General features: G+C 72.1%; 15 protein-coding genes. 5 read left to right on the top strand and 10 right to left on the bottom strand.

Going from position 1 to position 15,770, the window contains the following annotated elements; all coding sequences use genetic code 11:
• Positions 1–40: 40 nt before the first annotated feature.
• Both ACZ5U5_RS38470 and ACZ5U5_RS38465 read right to left on the bottom strand, forming a co-directional pair.
• Complete coding sequence (locus ACZ5U5_RS38470; RefSeq protein ID WP_469031168.1) at positions 41–766, bottom strand: alpha/beta fold hydrolase; 726 nt, start codon at positions 764–766, stop codon at positions 41–43.
• A gap of 5 nt (positions 767–771) precedes the next feature.
• Complete coding sequence (locus ACZ5U5_RS38465) at positions 772–1,911, bottom strand: cupin domain-containing protein (protein ID WP_469031166.1); 1,140 nt, start codon at positions 1,909–1,911, stop codon at positions 772–774.
• A gap of 132 nt (positions 1,912–2,043) precedes the next feature.
• Here ACZ5U5_RS38465 and ACZ5U5_RS38460 point away from each other — a divergent pair, with 132 nt between their 5' ends.
• The gene (locus ACZ5U5_RS38460; RefSeq protein WP_469031165.1) at positions 2,044–3,042 is read left to right on the top strand and encodes a LacI family DNA-binding transcriptional regulator; all 999 of its coding nucleotides are present in this window, start codon (positions 2,044–2,046) and stop codon (positions 3,040–3,042) included.
• Between the two features lie 4 nt (positions 3,043–3,046).
• On the opposite strand, the gene ACZ5U5_RS38455 is transcribed toward ACZ5U5_RS38460, so the two are convergent.
• The 4 genes from ACZ5U5_RS38455 to ACZ5U5_RS38440 form a co-directional block, all read right to left on the bottom strand.
• Positions 3,047–4,483, bottom strand: coding sequence for an amino acid permease (locus ACZ5U5_RS38455; RefSeq protein WP_469031164.1), 1,437 nt, complete (start codon positions 4,481–4,483; stop codon positions 3,047–3,049).
• Positions 4,484–4,663: 180 nt separating this feature from the next.
• Positions 4,664–6,025, bottom strand: a complete 1,362-nt coding sequence (gene hisD / locus ACZ5U5_RS38450) for a histidinol dehydrogenase (RefSeq protein ID WP_469031162.1) — start codon at positions 6,023–6,025, stop codon at positions 4,664–4,666.
• Positions 6,026–6,160: 135 nt separating this feature from the next.
• Complete coding sequence (locus tag ACZ5U5_RS38445; RefSeq protein WP_469031161.1) at positions 6,161–7,072, bottom strand: LysR family transcriptional regulator; 912 nt, start codon at positions 7,070–7,072, stop codon at positions 6,161–6,163.
• A 137-nt stretch (positions 7,073–7,209) separates the two neighbouring features.
• On the bottom strand, positions 7,210–8,568 hold the full coding sequence (locus tag ACZ5U5_RS38440; RefSeq protein WP_469031159.1) for a hypothetical protein: 1,359 nt from the start codon (positions 8,566–8,568) through the stop codon (positions 7,210–7,212).
• A 113-nt stretch (positions 8,569–8,681) separates the two neighbouring features.
• Between ACZ5U5_RS38440 and ACZ5U5_RS38435 the strand changes: the two genes are divergently transcribed.
• The gene (locus ACZ5U5_RS38435; RefSeq protein ID WP_469031158.1) at positions 8,682–9,968 is read left to right on the top strand and encodes a molybdopterin-dependent oxidoreductase; all 1,287 of its coding nucleotides are present in this window, start codon (positions 8,682–8,684) and stop codon (positions 9,966–9,968) included.
• Entirely contained in the window at positions 9,968–10,471 is a 504-nt protein-coding gene (locus ACZ5U5_RS38430) for a hypothetical protein (protein ID WP_469031156.1), read from the top strand. The genes ACZ5U5_RS38435 and ACZ5U5_RS38430 overlap by 1 nt, the downstream gene beginning before the upstream one ends.
• Here ACZ5U5_RS38430 and ACZ5U5_RS38425 read toward each other — a convergent pair.
• The 3 genes from ACZ5U5_RS38425 to ACZ5U5_RS38415 are packed head-to-tail and all read right to left on the bottom strand — an operon-like array spanning position 10,414 to position 12,544.
• The gene (locus ACZ5U5_RS38425; RefSeq protein WP_469031155.1) at positions 10,414–11,106 is read right to left on the bottom strand and encodes a class I SAM-dependent methyltransferase; all 693 of its coding nucleotides are present in this window, start codon (positions 11,104–11,106) and stop codon (positions 10,414–10,416) included. The genes ACZ5U5_RS38430 and ACZ5U5_RS38425 overlap by 58 nt on opposite strands.
• Positions 11,103–11,768: a TIGR04282 family arsenosugar biosynthesis glycosyltransferase gene (locus ACZ5U5_RS38420; protein WP_469031153.1), complete on the bottom strand. Its 666-nt coding sequence runs from the start codon at positions 11,766–11,768 to the stop codon at positions 11,103–11,105. The genes ACZ5U5_RS38425 and ACZ5U5_RS38420 overlap by 4 nt, the downstream gene beginning before the upstream one ends.
• Positions 11,765–12,544 carry a glycosyltransferase family 2 protein gene (locus ACZ5U5_RS38415; protein ID WP_469031150.1) on the bottom strand — a complete coding sequence of 260 codons (780 nt, stop codon included), beginning with the start codon at positions 12,542–12,544 and terminating at the stop codon, positions 11,765–11,767. The genes ACZ5U5_RS38420 and ACZ5U5_RS38415 overlap by 4 nt, the downstream gene beginning before the upstream one ends.
• A 124-nt stretch (positions 12,545–12,668) precedes the next feature.
• Here ACZ5U5_RS38415 and ACZ5U5_RS38410 point away from each other — a divergent pair, with 124 nt between their 5' ends.
• Positions 12,669–13,508 carry a response regulator transcription factor gene (locus ACZ5U5_RS38410; protein ID WP_469031148.1) on the top strand — a complete coding sequence of 280 codons (840 nt, stop codon included), beginning with the start codon at positions 12,669–12,671 and terminating at the stop codon, positions 13,506–13,508.
• A 5-nt stretch (positions 13,509–13,513) separates the two neighbouring features.
• Positions 13,514–14,626 carry a sensor histidine kinase gene (locus ACZ5U5_RS38405; protein ID WP_469031147.1) on the top strand — a complete coding sequence of 371 codons (1,113 nt, stop codon included), beginning with the start codon at positions 13,514–13,516 and terminating at the stop codon, positions 14,624–14,626.
• A gap of 43 nt (positions 14,627–14,669) precedes the next feature.
• On the opposite strand, the gene ACZ5U5_RS38400 is transcribed toward ACZ5U5_RS38405, so the two are convergent.
• The gene (locus ACZ5U5_RS38400; protein WP_469031146.1) at positions 14,670–15,719 is read right to left on the bottom strand and encodes an NAD-dependent epimerase/dehydratase family protein; all 1,050 of its coding nucleotides are present in this window, start codon (positions 15,717–15,719) and stop codon (positions 14,670–14,672) included.
• Between the last annotated feature and the right edge of the window lie 51 nt (positions 15,720–15,770).

The raw sequence follows: 15,770 nt of genomic DNA, 5'->3' as shown, positions 1-15,770 counted from the left end.
GGAGGTTCGTTGATTCAGATGTGCGGCCGGGCGTGGTGGCCTACGGCCGGGTCTCCCGCACCCGCGCCAGCAGGCCCCGCAGCGCGGTGGAGACGGCGGCGGGCTCCTGCCAGGGCAACAGGTGTCCCGCCCCGGGCACTTCGCGCAGCTCGGCGTCCGGCAGGGCACGCGCGATCGTCCGGTGGAAGTCCGGCGGGCACAGCGCGTCCTGGACCCCCGACAGGACCACGGCCGGGCAACGGGCCCCGCGCAGTGCGTCGGCCGCGTCCCGGCGCGTGGCCTGGGAGGCGAGCTGGGCGCGGGCGGCCCCGGGTCCCACGGCGTGTGCCATACGGCGGTAGCGCTCGGCCGATTCGCTCGGCGGCCGGGGGACGGGGAACATGCCGGGCAGTGTCCGCTCGACGACGTCCGCGAACCTGCCGTCGGCGATCAGGCCGTCCATCGCACGCCAGGCCGCGTACTGCTCGGGCCGGGGTGCTCCCGCGTTCGTCGACATGACGCACAGCCCGGCGATCCGGTCCGGGGACCGCCGCAGCGCCTCGAACGCGACGATGGCTCCGAGGCTTAGCCCGACCACGACGAACGGGCCGGACACCGAGGACAGCAGGTCGTCGGCCAGAGCCCCGATGTCGGGCTTGCCCAGCTCGATGTGCTGGACCGGGTGGCCGTCGGGGAATTCCACCTCCGACCACAGGCTCGGGTCGCACAGCATGCCGGGGACCACCACCAGCGGCAGCGGATCGGACGACGGCTCGACGCGGGGCACGGCGGTCACCAGCGGCGCGCGGAGCGGGGGAGCAGGGCGTACGGCGCCACGTAGCCGTTGTGGTCGACGCCGAGGCCCGCGTCGGCGGCGGCCTTGGAGACCTCGTCGTCCCAGTCGAGGCGGACGCGGCCGTCGCCGGAGTTGACGACCATGAGGTCGCCCCGCTCGTCGCCGACGTTGCGCAGGGTGCGCCAGGCGTCCTGCGGCACGGAGAGCATGTCCCGCGGGCCCAGGCGTACGGATACGGGGTCGGTGCGGTTGAGGGTGATCTCCCACTCCCCGTCCTTGACGATCAGCGTCTGGGTCTCGTGCTGGCGGTGCAGGGACACGCCCTGGCCCGGCTCGGCGCGCAGCCAGGCGACGTTGTGGCCGTGCGGGTTGAAGATGCGGGGTTCCTGGTGCAGGTCCTCGGTCATGCCGTACCCGATGACGCAGCTCAGCTGCACTCCGCCGCCCGGCAGGGTGCTGTCGAGGAAGGGCCGCTCGGACCAGACCAGTTCATCCCCTGCCGCGACGCGGCGCTTCATCTCGTCGACGCTGTAGTGGCGAAGCCGGTCGATGTACTCCTGGGTCATCGGCTCGGTCAGCTCGGTGCCGGGCGGGACCTCGTCGCCGGCGACCGTGTCGATCAGCTTGTTGTCGGCGGTCAGGTAGAGGCCGTGGCCCTCGGCCTCGCGCAGGACCGTCGGGCCCCAGATGATGCCGCCGGTGTGGTCCATGCCGAGGACGGTGAACATCCAGCCGTCGTCGGGCCCGGTGTTGGTGAAACCGCGGAAGATCCAGGTGGGGATGGAGGCGATGTCCCCCGCCTTGAGCAGGAGTTCACCCTCGGTCCCGTCGGCGCCCCAGCGAAGCAGGTACTCGCCCTCGGTGCAGACGAACACCTCGGCGGTGTAGTGCAGGTGGAGGTTGTTGGTGATGCCGTGGGGCATGGCGGCCGCACCGATGTTGTAGCCGTGCGGGAGGCGGAGATTGACGTGCTGGCCCGCGGCCTGCGAGACGCCGGGCCCGATCATCGCGTAGTTCTCCTTCCGGTCCGAGCCCGGTGTGCGGCAGTCGATGAAAGCCTGGTTGCAGGAGACGAAGTCGCTGCGGCGAACCGTGCGACGCCCCAGCTCGGCGGTGGACACGACGACGTCGTTCATGGCTGCTCCTTCGAATGGAATACGTATGCATTCCATGACAGGTTCTGCGCTGTCCAATGTCAAGGGGTATGGCATACGTATACTGAGATGCAGGCCGTCGGAGGGGCGCGCCGGGCAATGAGGAGAGGGCCGATGGCGATCACAAGTCACGATGTGGCGAGGCTGGCCGGCGTCTCGCAGCCGACCGTCTCCCGCGCCCTGCGGGACGACAGCCGGGTGTCCGCGGCGACCCGCGAGAAGGTCCGGAAGGCGGCGCAGGCCCTGAACTACGTGCCCAGCGAGGCGGGCCGCACGCTGTCGACCCGTTCCACCCGGCGCATCGGGGTGATCGTGACCGACCTGACGAACCCGTTCTACCCGCATGTCATCGCCCCCCTGCACGACGAGCTCCAGCTCCTCGGCTACCGGATGATGCTGCTCACCGAACGCTCCGACGAGGCGGTGGCCGAGGAGAAGCTCCTGGACCAGTCCCTGGACGGCGTGGTGCTCGCGACGGCCACCACCGACTCCGGTCTCCCGGCGCAGCTCGACCGGCGCGGCATGCCGTACGTCTTCCTCAACCGCGACACGGGCGGCCGTGGCGACTACGCCTCGGTCGTCGACAACGAGGGCGGCGGACGTCTGGTCGCCCACACGCTCGCCGAGCTCGGACACCGGCGCATCGCGGGCATCTTCGGCGCGGCCAACACGACCACCGGACGCGAACGCGAGCTGGGTTTCCGCCTCGCCCTGGCCGACGCGGGCATCGGACTGCCCGAGGACCGGGTGGCGCGCGGCGCCTTCGAGTACGAGACGGGGTATCAGGCACTGCCCCGGCTGCTCGACGCGGCGCAGACGCCCACCGCGGTCTTCTGCGGCAACGACGTGGTCGCCATCGGTGTCCTGAACGCGGCGCTCGCGGCCGGGCTCCGGGTCCCCGACGACCTGACCGTGATCGGCTTCGACGACCTCCCCATGGCGGCCTGGGAGGTGTTCCGGCTGACCACGGTCCGGCACGACCTGCGCGAACTGTCGCGTCAGGCGGCGCGGCTGCTGGTGCGGCGCATCGACGGTGACGCCGACCCCAAGGGTGAACGCCTCGTCCTGCCGACCGAGTTCGTGCCCCGGGCGACGCACGCCAGGCTCCCCTGACCTGCTACCGCTGACCGGTCACGGCGCCGGTACTGACACCGGGATCGCCGGAGTCGCCGGTTTCACCGGAGGGCCGGTCGCCGTGCCGCCGCTGTCGCAGGACTCCCACGGTGACCAGCACGGCGGCCAGGGCGAGGGAGAGCCAGAGTTCGAGGCGGTGGCCGGGCAGGACCGCCATCAGGACGAGGACACCGGCGATGAAGGCGATCGTGGCGAGGGTCAGATAGGGGAACGCCCACATCCGCACCTCGGTCGGCTGCGGTTCCTTGCGCCGGGTCGCGTACTGGGTGATGGCGATGACCATGTACATCATCAGGGCGATCGCACCGCTGGACGCGATGAGGTACGTGAAGACGCTTGGCAGAAGGTAGTTGGCGATCACCGCGGCGACCCCGATGACGGTCGAGGCGAGGACCGCGTTACGGGGCACACCGGACGCCGATGTGGCGGCAAGGGCAGCGGGGGCGTCCTGGCGGCGGGCCAGCGAGAAGGCCATGCGCGACGCGGTGTAGATGGCCGAGTTGAGGCAGCTGCTCACGGCAACGACGAGGACCACGTCCATGATCCGCCCGGCGCCCGGGATGTTCATCCGGTCCAGGACCGCCTGGTAGGAGCCGTCGGCGAGGGCGTCGGAGTTCCACGGCACCAGGCTCACCACGACGAAGATCGAACCGACGTAGAAGAGTCCCAGGCGCCACACGACGGCACGGACGGCCTTCTTGATGTTCTTCTTGGGTTCCTCGGACTCGGCGGCGGCGATCGTGACGATCTCGCTGCCCTGGAAGCTGAACATCGCGGTGAGCAGTCCGGCGAGCACGGCCACGCTGCCCTTGGGGGCGAAGCCGCCGTCGCTCCACAGGTGCGAGACGCCGTGGGCGTCCGATCCGGGAAGGACCCCGAAGATCGCGAGCGCGCCGAGCACGAGGAAGGCGATGATCGCGATGACCTTCAGGAGCGCGAACCAGTACTCGAACTCGCCGTAGTTGCGCACGGCCAGGAGGTTGCTGCCCGCGAGCAGGGCGATCATGGCGAGCGCGGGGATCCAGCTCGGGATGCCCGTGGGACCCGCGATGACCTCGCCCGCGGCGATGGCCTCGATGGGAATGACGAGGATGTAGAACCACCAGTACAGCCACCCGATGGAGAAGCCCGCCCACCGGCCGAGGGCGCGGTCCGCGTACGTCGAGAACGAACCGGTGTCGGGGTGGGCGACGGCCATCTCCCCGAGCATCTGCATGACGAGCACCACCAGGACGGCGGCCAGCAGGAACGAGATCAGAACGGCGGGTCCGGCGGCCGCGACGGCGGTCGACGAGCCGACGAAGAGGCCGGCCCCGATCACACCGCCGATGGAGATCATGGTGATCTGGCGGCCCTTGAGCCCCTGTTGCAGGGCGGGGCCCGTGGCCGTGGGGGCTGGGTCTGGGGAGGGGTGGTGCATGGGGAGATCCTCGGGGAGTGGGAGCGCGGGTGCCCTTGATACGGGACGGTACTCACTCGTCCCGGGCAGGTGACGCCGGTGGCGGCCCGGGGACCGGACGCGTCCGGAGCATGGCGCTCCGGGCGCCGGACCCCCTCGCCCCCGGCCGCGGGGGGCGCGGAGGCGAGGCGCGGGACTGGATCAGAGCTGCTCGCGCAGCGCTTCGGGGACCGCGTCGAAGGCGCCGGAGGTGCGGCCGATCCGGTCGATGCGGATCGTGGCGGTGGCGCCGTGGGCGGCGAGGCCCTCGAAGGCGGAGATGCGTTCGACGGCGGGGGCCAGGGAAGCGGTGCCCTCCTTGGCGGCCCGCTGGTACGTGAGGGGCTTGAGGAAGCGGGAGACGGAAAGCCCCGCGTTGTAGCGGGAGGTCTTGCCGGTCGGCAGCACGTGGTTCGTGCCGGCGATGCCCTTGTCGGAGTAGGCGACGGTGGACCAGGGGCCCAGGAAGACCGAGCCGTAGTTGGTGAGGTTCTGGAGGTAGAAGTCGTCGTCCTCCGTCTGGATCTCCAGGTGCTCCGGGCCGAGGATGTCCGACACGGCGACGGCCTGGTCGCGGTCGCGCACGACGATGACGGAGCCGAAGTCCCGCCAGGCGGGTCCGGCGATGTCACGGGTGGCGAGGGTCTCCAGCTGGCGGTCCATCTCGGCGACGACCGCCCGGCCCAGCTTCTCCGAGGTGGTGATCAGGGCGGCCGGGGAGTTCGGACCGTGCTCGGCCTGGCCGAGCAGGTCCGCGGCGACCCAGACCGGGTCGGCGGTGTCGTCGGCGAGGACGGCCACCTCGGAGGGGCCCGCGAGGAGGTCGATGCCGACCTGCCCGAAGAGCTGCCGCTTGGCCTCCGTGACGAAGGCGTTCCCGGCGCCGACCAGCATGTCGACGGGCGCCTCGCCGAGCAGACCGAAGGCCATCGCGCCGAGCGCCTGGACGCCGCCCACGGCGAAGACGCGGTCGGCCTTGGACAGGTAGGCGCCGTAGAGCACGGCCGGGTGGGCACCGTGCTCACCCGACGGCGGGGTGCACGCCACCACGGTGGGGACACCGGCCGTCTTGGCGACGCCCACGGTCATGAAGGCGCTGGCAAGCAACGGGAACCGGCCTGCCGGGAGGTAGGCGCCGACCCGGGACACCGGTACGTAGCGCTGGCCGCCCGCCACTCCGGGGGCGATCTCGACCTCGAAGTCGGTCAGGTGCTCGCGCTGCGCGGAGGCGAAGCGGTGGGTGCGCTCGTAGCCCATCTCCAGGGCGGTACGGACGTCGGCGGGCAGGGCGTCGCCCGACTTCTTGAGCTCGGTGGCGCTGATCTCCAGGTCGCCGGACCAGCCGTCGAGCTCCTGTCCGTAGGCACGGACCGCGTCCATGCCCTTGCTCTCGATCTCCTTCAGCATCTGGGAGACGCGCTCGACCACCTTGGGGTCGCGCTGGGCGGGGGGACCGTCGACCTCCGGCTTCTTGAGCCACTGGAAGGGAGCGAGGGTCTTCTGTTCGTCGTGCGTGATCTGCATACCCGGGACCGTAGATGCGCCCGGGTCACAGGACTAGAGGGGCGATTCCTGCGCCTCCCACAGGGTTTCCCTGTGGGTTTCCCGGCGGGTCTGATATGTCGCCGATGGTCGTGTTTCCCCAGGTCAGGGCACGAGTCAGGACAGCAGGCCGTTCCCGATCTCGCGGATGGTGTCCTCGGCGAGGCGGGCGAGCTCCCGGGTGGCGCGGGACAGGGGGCGGCCGCGGCGCCTGACGAGCGCGATGGTGTCGTAGAGGGGTTCGGCGAAGGGCGCGGTGTGGAGTCCGGCGGGGAACCTGGGGCTGTCGATCACCGCCCGGCTCGCGATCGTGTCGCCGACGCCGGTCGCCGCCAACTTCAGTGCCGCTTCCACGTGTTCGAGCTCGATGAGGGGATCGATACGGGCTCCGGCGAGCTGGGCGCGCTCGGCGAGCTGACGCCGGGTCGGGTCCTTCCAGCCGTAGTGCGCGTCGTACAGCACGAGCGGTGCCCGGCAGAACGCCTCGATGCTGACGGGCGCGCCGGTGCGCTCGGCGCTCGCGCTGACGTAGTGCACCTCGTCCCGCATGAGGGGAGTGATGGCGAGCCCCTCGTCGTCGATGGGCAAAATGACCAGACCCGCCTCGATCCGCCCCTCCGCGACGGCCGACGCGGTCTCGGCGGAGTTCTGGCCCACGAGCCGTACGCGGACCGCCGGGTACCGGGCGTGGAACATCTGCACGAGGTTGGAGAGCAGGTAGTAGTCGGCGTTGCGCAGCACCCCGAAAGTGGCGGTGCCGCCGCCGAGCGACCCGAGGGAGTGCACGGCCCGGGTCCCGCTGTCCGCCGCGGCGAGCGACTCCTGCGCGTACGGAAGGAGTTCGCGCCCGGCGGCGGTCAGGGTGAGGGTGCGGCTGCCGCGCAGGAACAGCTCGGCGTCAAGCTCCGCCTCGAGGCGCCGGACCAGCTCGGAGGCGGATGCCTGGGCGATGTCCATGGCCTGCGCGGCGGCGGTGAAGGAGCCGAGCCGTTCCGCCTCGACGAAGGCCCGCAGCTGGTTGAGGGTCACGCGGCGCCTCCCTTCGGGGCGGATACCGGGAGGTGGCTGCCGCGGGGGCGTGCAGAGGCGGGGCGCGTGGTGGCTCTGTGCATACCCGCACCTTAGGAAATGGCGGGACGGTGGCGAAGCCGGCGGGCGCCGCGCCCTCACCAGCCCGTGAACAGCAGATGATTCACCAGGAGCGCCAGTACGGCCTGCGCGGCGAGCCAGTGGCGCTGACCGGTCTTCGGCAGAGCCGCGGTCGCCGCGAGCAGGAACGTGGCGAACGGCAGCCAGATACGTTCCGTCTCCGCCTTGCTCATGCCCGACAGGTCGGCGGCGAGCAGCGCAAGGAGGGCGGCAAGGACGAGGGCGGTCAGACGGTCCGCCGGTGTGGTGCGGCCGGTCCACAGGCGGCTGAGCGCGCCGGGCGCCGCCACCACCGTCCTGCGCAGGCCCGCGACCGTCGCGAGGCCGACCACGAGCACCGTGCAGGCCAGATTGGCCCAGACGAAGTAGGCGTACGGCCTGATGCCGCCCGCCCCCTGGTGATAGCGCTCGACGAGCAGGCGGTACGCCTCCCACCAGTCGAAGCCCGCCAGAGTGAAGACGAGCGGGGCCACCGCCGCCCCCGCAAGGAAGAGCGGGAGGGGGCGCAGGGTGCGGGTGATCAGCAGGACGGCCGCGGCCACGAGCGCGAAGAGCGTCAGGCCGTACGAGAGGTAGCAGACGAGGCCGAACAGAAGGCCGGAGCCGAGTGCCGCGGCGGCGGGGGAGCGGGCCTCGCGCGTCGCCGCGAGCGCGAGCAGGGCGATCATCCAGGCGGTGACGGCGGCGAAGTAGCCGTCCGCCGAGGCGCCGACCCAGATCGCGGCGGGGGCCAGGACGAGGAACGGCGCCGCACGGCGGGCCGCCGCCTCGTCGGCCAGCGCGCGCACGGTGATCAGGACGGCCGCCACGGCGGTGCCGCCCACCGTGATGCAGAAGGCTCCGGCCCAGGCCCCGCCCCCGAGGCCGACGCGGTCGAGGAGGACGAAGGTGAGGGTGGCGCCGGGCGGATGGCCCGCGGTGTGGGCGGGCCAGTGGCCGGGGGAGTCGATGAGGATGTGCCGGGTGAAGTCCCGCAGCGTCGCGGGGATGTCGTCGAAGCGGTCGATGACCTGCAGGTACTCGTACTTGGTGGTGAGCCGCCTTGCCACGCCCCGGTGCCAGCCGTCGATCAGCGCGAGCGACCAGATCCAGGCCGTCGAAGCGGTCCATGCGGACAGGAGCAGTGCCCGCCAGGAGAGCCGGGCGGCGAGGACGGGGGCGTAAGCGATCACCGCGACGGCGACCGCGAGCGCGGGGGGTGTGCCGGGCCCGAGGTGCGGGTCCCAACGGGCGTACAGGGGCGGCCAGTTGAGGTGCAGGGTGCCGTCCGCGTGCTCGATCGAAGTGCCGACGACGACGGCCGCGGCGACGAGCAGCGCCGCGGCCCCGGCAGCGGCCAGGTCACGGCGGCGGCCGGTGCGTTCTGTGGTGCTCACGTCTGCACCGTAGGCGCAGGTGGCGGGAGTGAACGGGCCCCGCGGCACGACGTCAGCGTTTCGTCATGAGTCGCGGGCCCGTTCGGGCACACGGTCCGGCTTACGGTCGCTCCATGCCCCGTCGCTCCATGTCCCCAGCGTCACGCGTCCCCTCTCCTGCCGACCCTGGTTTCTGGCGCAGTCCGCTGCGCGGGCCCTGGCTCACCTCGGTGCTCGGCGTCGTCCTGCTCGTCGGTGTCACCGTGCTGTTCGTTACCGGTCTGCTGTCGTACGCGGCTTACAACCCGGACCTGTCGCCCGTCAACGACAAGACCCCCGACAAGGGGCTCCTCGGCTTCTACCTCTTCGACTGGCCGACCGACCCGCACTGGCTCTACCGCCTCAACCAGGGCCTGCACGTCACGCTCGGCATCACGTTGATCCCGGTGCTGCTCGCGAAGCTGTGGTCGGTGATCCCGAAGCTCTTCGCGCTGCCCCCGGCGCGGTCGGTGGGGCACGCCCTTGAGCGGGTCTCGCTGCTCCTGCTGGTCGGAGGCGCGCTGTTCGAGTTCGTCACCGGGGTCCTCAACGTCCAGCTGGAGTACCTCTTCCCCGGCTCGTTCTATCCGCTGCACTTCTACGGCGCCTGGGTGTTCTTCGGCGCGTTCGTGGCCCACCTCGCGCTGCGTCTGCCCCAGGTCGTACGGGTTCTGCGGGAGCGGGGGTGGCGCGAACAGCTGCGGGATGCGCGCCCCGAGCCCGCCGATGCGGAGGGCCTCGTCGCGCCCGCGCCCGCCGGACCCACCGTGACGCGGCGGGGAGCGCTGGGCATGGTCGGCGCGGGTTCCGCCCTGCTGTTCGTGACGACGGCGGGGCAGAACGTGGACGGGCCCCTGCGCCGCACCGCCCTGTTCGCCCCGCACGGCGGCGGTGATCCGGGGAGCGGGCCGAACGGCTTCCAGATCAACAAGACGGCCGCGAAGGTGGGTGTCGGGCCGCGGGACAGGGGTGAGGGATGGCGGCTGACCGTCGGCGGCCCACGGGGAGAGGTCAGGCTGTCCCGCAACGACCTGCTCCAACTTCCTTTGTTTTCTGCGAGGTTGCCCATCGCCTGCGTGGAGGGCTGGTCGACGTCGGACCAGTGGTGGCGTGGGGTGCGGCTGCGCGACCTCGCGGCTCTTGCCGGGTACGAGGAGGACCCTCCGGGCGTGTTCGTGGAGTCCCTGCAACGGCACGGGGCCTTCCGCAAGGCCGCGTTGCGCGACAACCAGGTCCGCGACCCGCGTTCCCTGCTCGCGCTCCAGGTGAACGGCGAGGAGCTGTCGCCGGACCACGGCTATCCGGCGCGGATCATCGTTCCGGCCGCGCCCGGGGTGCTCAACACCAAATGGGTGTCCCGTCTGACTTTCGGGGAGCTGTGATGAGCGGTCTCACGCGTCGACTCCGACGGTGGCACGGCGAGGGCCCGCTGCAACTCCTCGTGCTGCTCGCCTCGTTCGCGCTCGCGGGGTACGCGGGGGTGCGCCTCCTGAGCGGCGACTGGCTGCTGGTCGCCGTCTGGTTCATCGGCGCGGCGCTGGTGCACGATCTGCTGTTCGTGCCCGCGTACGCGCTCGCCGACCGTGCCCTGCGGGCCGCCGCGGGGTGGCGGGGGCGGTCGGGGCGGCCGGGGCGCGGGGGATGGATCAACTTCGTACGCGTTCCGGCGTTCCTGTCCGGCTTGCTTCTGCTGGTGTGGTTCCCGCTCATCGCCGGGCAGGTGGAGCGCTATGAGTCCGCCACCGGGCTTCCCGCCGATGTCTTCCTGACGCGGTGGCTGATCGTCACGGCCGCGCTGTTCGCGGGATCCGCTCTGTGCCGGGTGCTTCAGGTGCGGCGAGCGCGGCGGAGTGCCAGGAAGGATCGGCCTTCGGTGGTCCACTGAGCGTCCGGGTTCCAACCGAGCGGACGGGCGCGGCGCAGCAGGGCGGGGGTGCCGAGACGGGCCCATGGGAAGGACTCGCCCGGGGTGCCGTGCCCGTCGTCGACGTGCACCTCGACTCGTTCGTCGACGTCCACCGGTGCGGTCTCGGCGATCAACAGGCCTTCGGGAGCCAGGAGTTGGCCGACACGCACGAGCAGAGCATCGGGGTCTCCGCCGATCCCGACATTGCCGTCCATGAGCAGGGCGGTACCCCAGCGGCCTTCGCCGGGCAGCGCGTCGAAGACGGAGCGGAGCAGGGCGGTGCCGCCGAGCCGGAGCGTGTGGTCGACGGCTGCCTGACTGACGTCGACGCCCAGGACGCGGTGGCCCAGGGGCGCGGCCCCGGCCACGAGACGGCCGGGCCCGCAGCCGATGTCGATGACGCTGCCCTCGCAGCGGCCCAACGCGGAGAGATCCGCGGCATCGGCACTGGCGCACCAGCGTTCAACGTCGAGGGGCAACAACCAGCCGTCGCTACGGCGCAGGAACAGGGGGCCGCGGCCGTTGCGCAGGGCATTGGTGTAGGGGTCCGCATGCCAGGGCGCGGGCGCGGGCGCCGCGTCGCGGAGGTCGGTGTCCGGGGGTGCTGTGTTCATCGGGTGCCGCCTGGGGCCGGGTGTTCGGTTGTCGTGGCGAGGCGGGTGAGGGTTGCGGCGAAGCGGCTGGTTGGTGCGGCTGCGGCGACTTTTACGGCGTCGTCGGCCGTGTCGACGTCACGCAACCGCGGCAGGTCGCGGACCCTCAGTCCGGCGCCGGTGAGCCGGGCCCGTTGCAGGGCGCCGGTGTCGGGCCTCGACATGGGGACGCCGTGCAGAAGTTGCGGGTCGGGCTCGGCCAGACCGAGCGCCCAGAATCCGCCGTCGACCGCGGGGCCGAACCAGGCGTCGCAGTCCTGCCAGGCGTCCGGGCCGAGGGCGGGGGCGAGCAGGCCCGGCGTGACCTGGGGGGTGTCCATGCCGATCAGGAGGGCGGGACCGGAGCACCCCGCGAAGGCCGCGGCGAGCCGTTCGTCCAGGCCCCCCGCGCACTGTGGGACCACCTCGATGTCGGGAGGGACCCAGGGTCCCGGTTGCCCGGCCAGCACCAGGACCCGCCGCCATGCGGGCGCCGCGAGCACGGCGTCAAGAGTGTCGCCGAGCGAGGCCGCGGCCAGCTCGGCGGCTTCGTCGGGGGTGTAGGGCGGAGTAAGCCGGGTCTTCACGCGCCCGGGGAGCGGTTCCTTGGCGATGACGAGGAGGGTCGTGCTGTGCGTCGTCACCTGGTACCGCCTGGCGTGTGCCGGCCGCTCGCGGCGGGGGCCGGTCGTGGGGGTTCTCCCAGTACCGAGCGCATGTCGTGCACCGCGTGCCACGTCCCGCGCCATGTCCCGGTGACCTTCGACTTGCCCTCGCGCGGCAGGTACGGGACGTCCCGCTCCTCGATCCGCCACCCGGCGTCGGCCGCGCGCACGACCATCTGCAACGGGTATCCGCTGCGGCGGTCGGTCAGGTCGAGCCCCAGCAGGTTCTCGCGCCGCGCGGCCCGCATCGGGCCCAGGTCGTGCAGCCGTACGCCGGTACGCCGCCGCAGCATCCGAGCGAGCGCCAGGTTGCCCGCGCGCGCGTGCGGCGGCCAGGCGCCGTGGCCCTGGGGGCGCCGCCGTCCCATGACCAGGTCGGCCGACCCGTCCGCCACCCTGCGCACGAAGGGCCGCAGCAGCCCCGGATCCAGGGAGGCGTCGCAGTCGCAGAAACACACCACGTCCGCGTCGGACGCCATGAGGCCCGCGTGGCACGCGGCCCCGAATCCGCGCTGCGGCTCTCGCACCACCGTGGCGCCCAGGGCGCGGGCGATGTCCGCCGAACCGTCGGTGGAGCCGTTGTCGACGACGACGGCCCGCCAGCCCGCGGGGATGCGTTCCAGGACCCAGGGCAACGCCGCGGCCTCGTCGAGGCAGGGCAGGACGACGTCCACCCGAAGGAGGTGAGGGCCGGGCGGATCGGGAGGGCCGGGTACGTCAGGTACATCGGGTTCCGCGGCGGGGGAGGGGGTCATGTGACTCACCCTATGAATTCGAACCGGACAAATGAGACTTGAGGTTCTTACGAAACGGGGACGTCGGCAACCGGGAGCAGCTCTGACCGGCCGGTCCACGCGCCGCAGGTGCGAGGCTTGCGGCATGCAGCCGCCACCACCACCGCAGGACCACCCGCCCGCCGGGAACGCCGGGAACGCCGCGCCCGGCCCGCTCCGGGTACTCGTCGTGGACGACGACCCGACCGTCGCCGAGGTCGTCGCGGGCTATCTGGAGCGCGGCGGTTACACGGTCGACCGTGCCGAGGACGGCCCCGGCGCCCTGGAACGCGCCGGGGTCTTCCGGCCCGACCTCGTCGTCCTCGATCTGATGCTGCCCGGCATGGACGGTCTCGAGGTATGCCGTCGCCTGCGCGACAGGGGCCCGGTACCGGTCATCATGCTCACCGCCCGGGGCGACGAGGACGACCGGATCCTGGGCCTGGAGGTGGGGGCCGACGACTACGTCACCAAGCCGTTCAGCCCCCGCGAACTGGTCCTGCGCGTGGAGTCGGTGCTGCGCCGCAGCCGCGCCGCCACGCGCGCTCCCGAGGGTGTCGCCACGCTGGGCGCGGCCGGCCTCCAGGTGGACCCGGCCGCACGCCGCGCGACCAAGGGAGGCATCGAACTGGCCCTCACCCTGCGGGAGTTCGACCTCCTCGCCTTCTTGCTGCGCCATCCAGGGCAGGCGTTCGGGCGGGAGGAACTGATGCGGGAAGTGTGGGGCTGGGAGTTCGGTGACCTGTCCACGGTCACGGTCCACGTACGCAGGCTGCGGGGCAAGGTCGAGGACGACCCGGCCAGTCCGCGGCTGATCCAGACGGTGTGGGGCCTGGGGTACCGCCTCGATGTCCCTGATGTCGAAACTCCGCGAGGTGACGACCACGGCCGCGACCACGGCCACGCCACCCGTCAAGACCACGTCCCACCCCGAGCCGAAGGCTGACCCGCATGCAGGACATTCTCCTCATCGCCCTCTTCGCCTTCCTGGGGGCCGCGAGCGCCGGACTTCTGGGCGCCCTGACGCTGCGCCTGCTGCGGCACCGCTCCCTCGTGGTGGCGATGACCGTCGTCGCGGCCGTCGCCGTGCTCGCGATGCTGGCCGGGACGCTCGCGGTGGCCTGGGAGATGTTCCTGTCGCCGCACGACCTGAAGGTGGTCACCATCGTCGTGGCGATGGCCGCCGTGGTCTCGCTCGCCACCGCGCTGCTGCTCGGCCGCTGGGTGGTCGCCCGCAGCAAGGCCCTGATGCTGGCAGCCCGTTCCTTCGGCGACGGCGGCAGCTTCGCGGCCCCGCCGGAACCCGTCAGCGCCGAACTGGCGGCCCTGACACGGGAGTTGGAGTCGACCAGCGCCAAACTCGCCGAATCCCGGGAGCGTGAGCGCGCGTTGGAGCGTTCCCGGCGCGAACTGGTCGCCTGGATCTCGCACGACCTGCGCACCCCGCTGGCCGGACTGCGGGCCATGTCCGAGGCCCTGGAGGACGGCGTCGCCGCCGAGCCGGACCGCTACCTGCGCCAGATCCGCACCGAGGTCGAGCGCCTCAACTCCATGGTCGGAGACCTCTTCGAGCTCTCCCGCATCCACGCGGGCGCGCTCGCTCTCTCACCGTCCCGCATCTCCGTCTACGACCTCGTGGGTGACGCGCTCGCGGGCGTCGACCCGCTGGCCCGCGAGCACCGGGTGCGGCTCGTCGGCGACAGCGTCGAGGCCGTCCCGGTGGAGGTCGACAGCAAGGAGATGAGCCGCGTCCTGGGCAACCTCCTGATCAACGCGATCCGCCGCACACCGGCCGACGGGACCGTCGCGGTGGCCGCGGAGCGCTCCCCGGACGGCGTGGTCCTGTCCGTGACCGACGGCTGCGGCGGCATCCCCGAGGAGGACCTCGCCCGCGTCTTCGACACCGGCTGGCGCGGCAGCCAGTCCCGCACACCCCCGGCGGGCGCGGGCCTCGGCCTCGCGATCGTCCGCGGCATCGTCGAGGCCCACCAGGGCAGGGCGGCCGTACGCAACGTCGCGGGCGGCTGCCGCTTCGAGGTGACGCTGCCGGCGGCGGGGACGTAAGCAGCTGCGAACTACCGGGTGGAGAAAGGGGTGGAGAACCGCGCTACCCCCGAAGCGGTGCCTTGGCGAAGGACGTCATCCCCTTGGTGAAGCTGACCTCGGGCCGCCAGCCGAGCTCCGCCCGCAGCCGCCCCGAGTCCGCCGTGATGTGGCGGACGTCCCCGAGCCGGTACTCGCCCGTCACCGCCGGAGCCGGGCCGCCGAATGCTCGCGCCAGTTCGTGGGCCATCTCCCCGACGGTGTGCGGCTCCCCGCTGCCGGTGTTGTACGCCGTGAACGCCCCCGCCTCCCGCTCGCGCACCGCCTCAAGTGCCAGCGCATTGGCCGCCGCCACATCCCGTACGTGCACGAAGTCCCGCCGCTGGCGGCCGTCCTCGAAGACCTGGGGCGCCTCGCCCCGCTCCAGCGAGGAACGGAAGAAGGAGGCCACACCGGCGTACGGGGTGTCGCGGGGCATGCCGGGGCCGTACACGTTGTGGTAGCGCAAGGACACCGCGCGGCCACCGCTCGCCCGCGCCCACGCGGCGGCCAGATGTTCCTGCGCCAGCTTGGTGGAGGCGTACACATTGCGCGGATCCGCGGGCGCGTCCTCACTCACCAGGCCGGGCCTCAACTCGGCCCCGCAGGACGGGCAGAGAGGCTCGAAGCGCCCGGCGTCCAGATCCGCCGCCGCGCGCGGTCCCGGCCGCACCACCCCGTGGCGTACGCACGCGTAGCGCCCTTCCCCGTAGACCACCATCGAACCGGCGAGCACCAGGTCACGTACCCCGGCCTCGGCCATCGCGGCGAGCAGCACGGCCGTACCCAGGTCGTTGCAGCCGACGTACGCGGGTGCGTCGGCGAAGTCCTTGCCGAGGCCCACCATCGCCGCCTGATGACACACCGCGTCCACCCCGCGCAACGCCTCCCGCACCGCGTCCCGGTCCCGGACGTCGGCCACGGTCCACCGCTGCCCGTCGGGCGCCCGCGGCGGATCGGCGTGCGCGGAAGGCAGCAGGGCGTCGTACACCTCCACCTCATGCCCGCGTTCGGTGAGGGCTTCGACCACGTGCGATCCGATGAACCCGGCGCCGCCGGTGACAAGTACGCGCATGCGGCCCACGCTAGGCGCACCGAACAGGGACGACGGCCGACGACGGGCCCA

The sequence above is a fragment of the Streptomyces sp. NPDC033177 genome (assembly GCF_055577715.1).
Note: the sequence above shows the minus strand (reverse complement) of the source record. Positions and strands in the feature narration are given on the sequence as shown.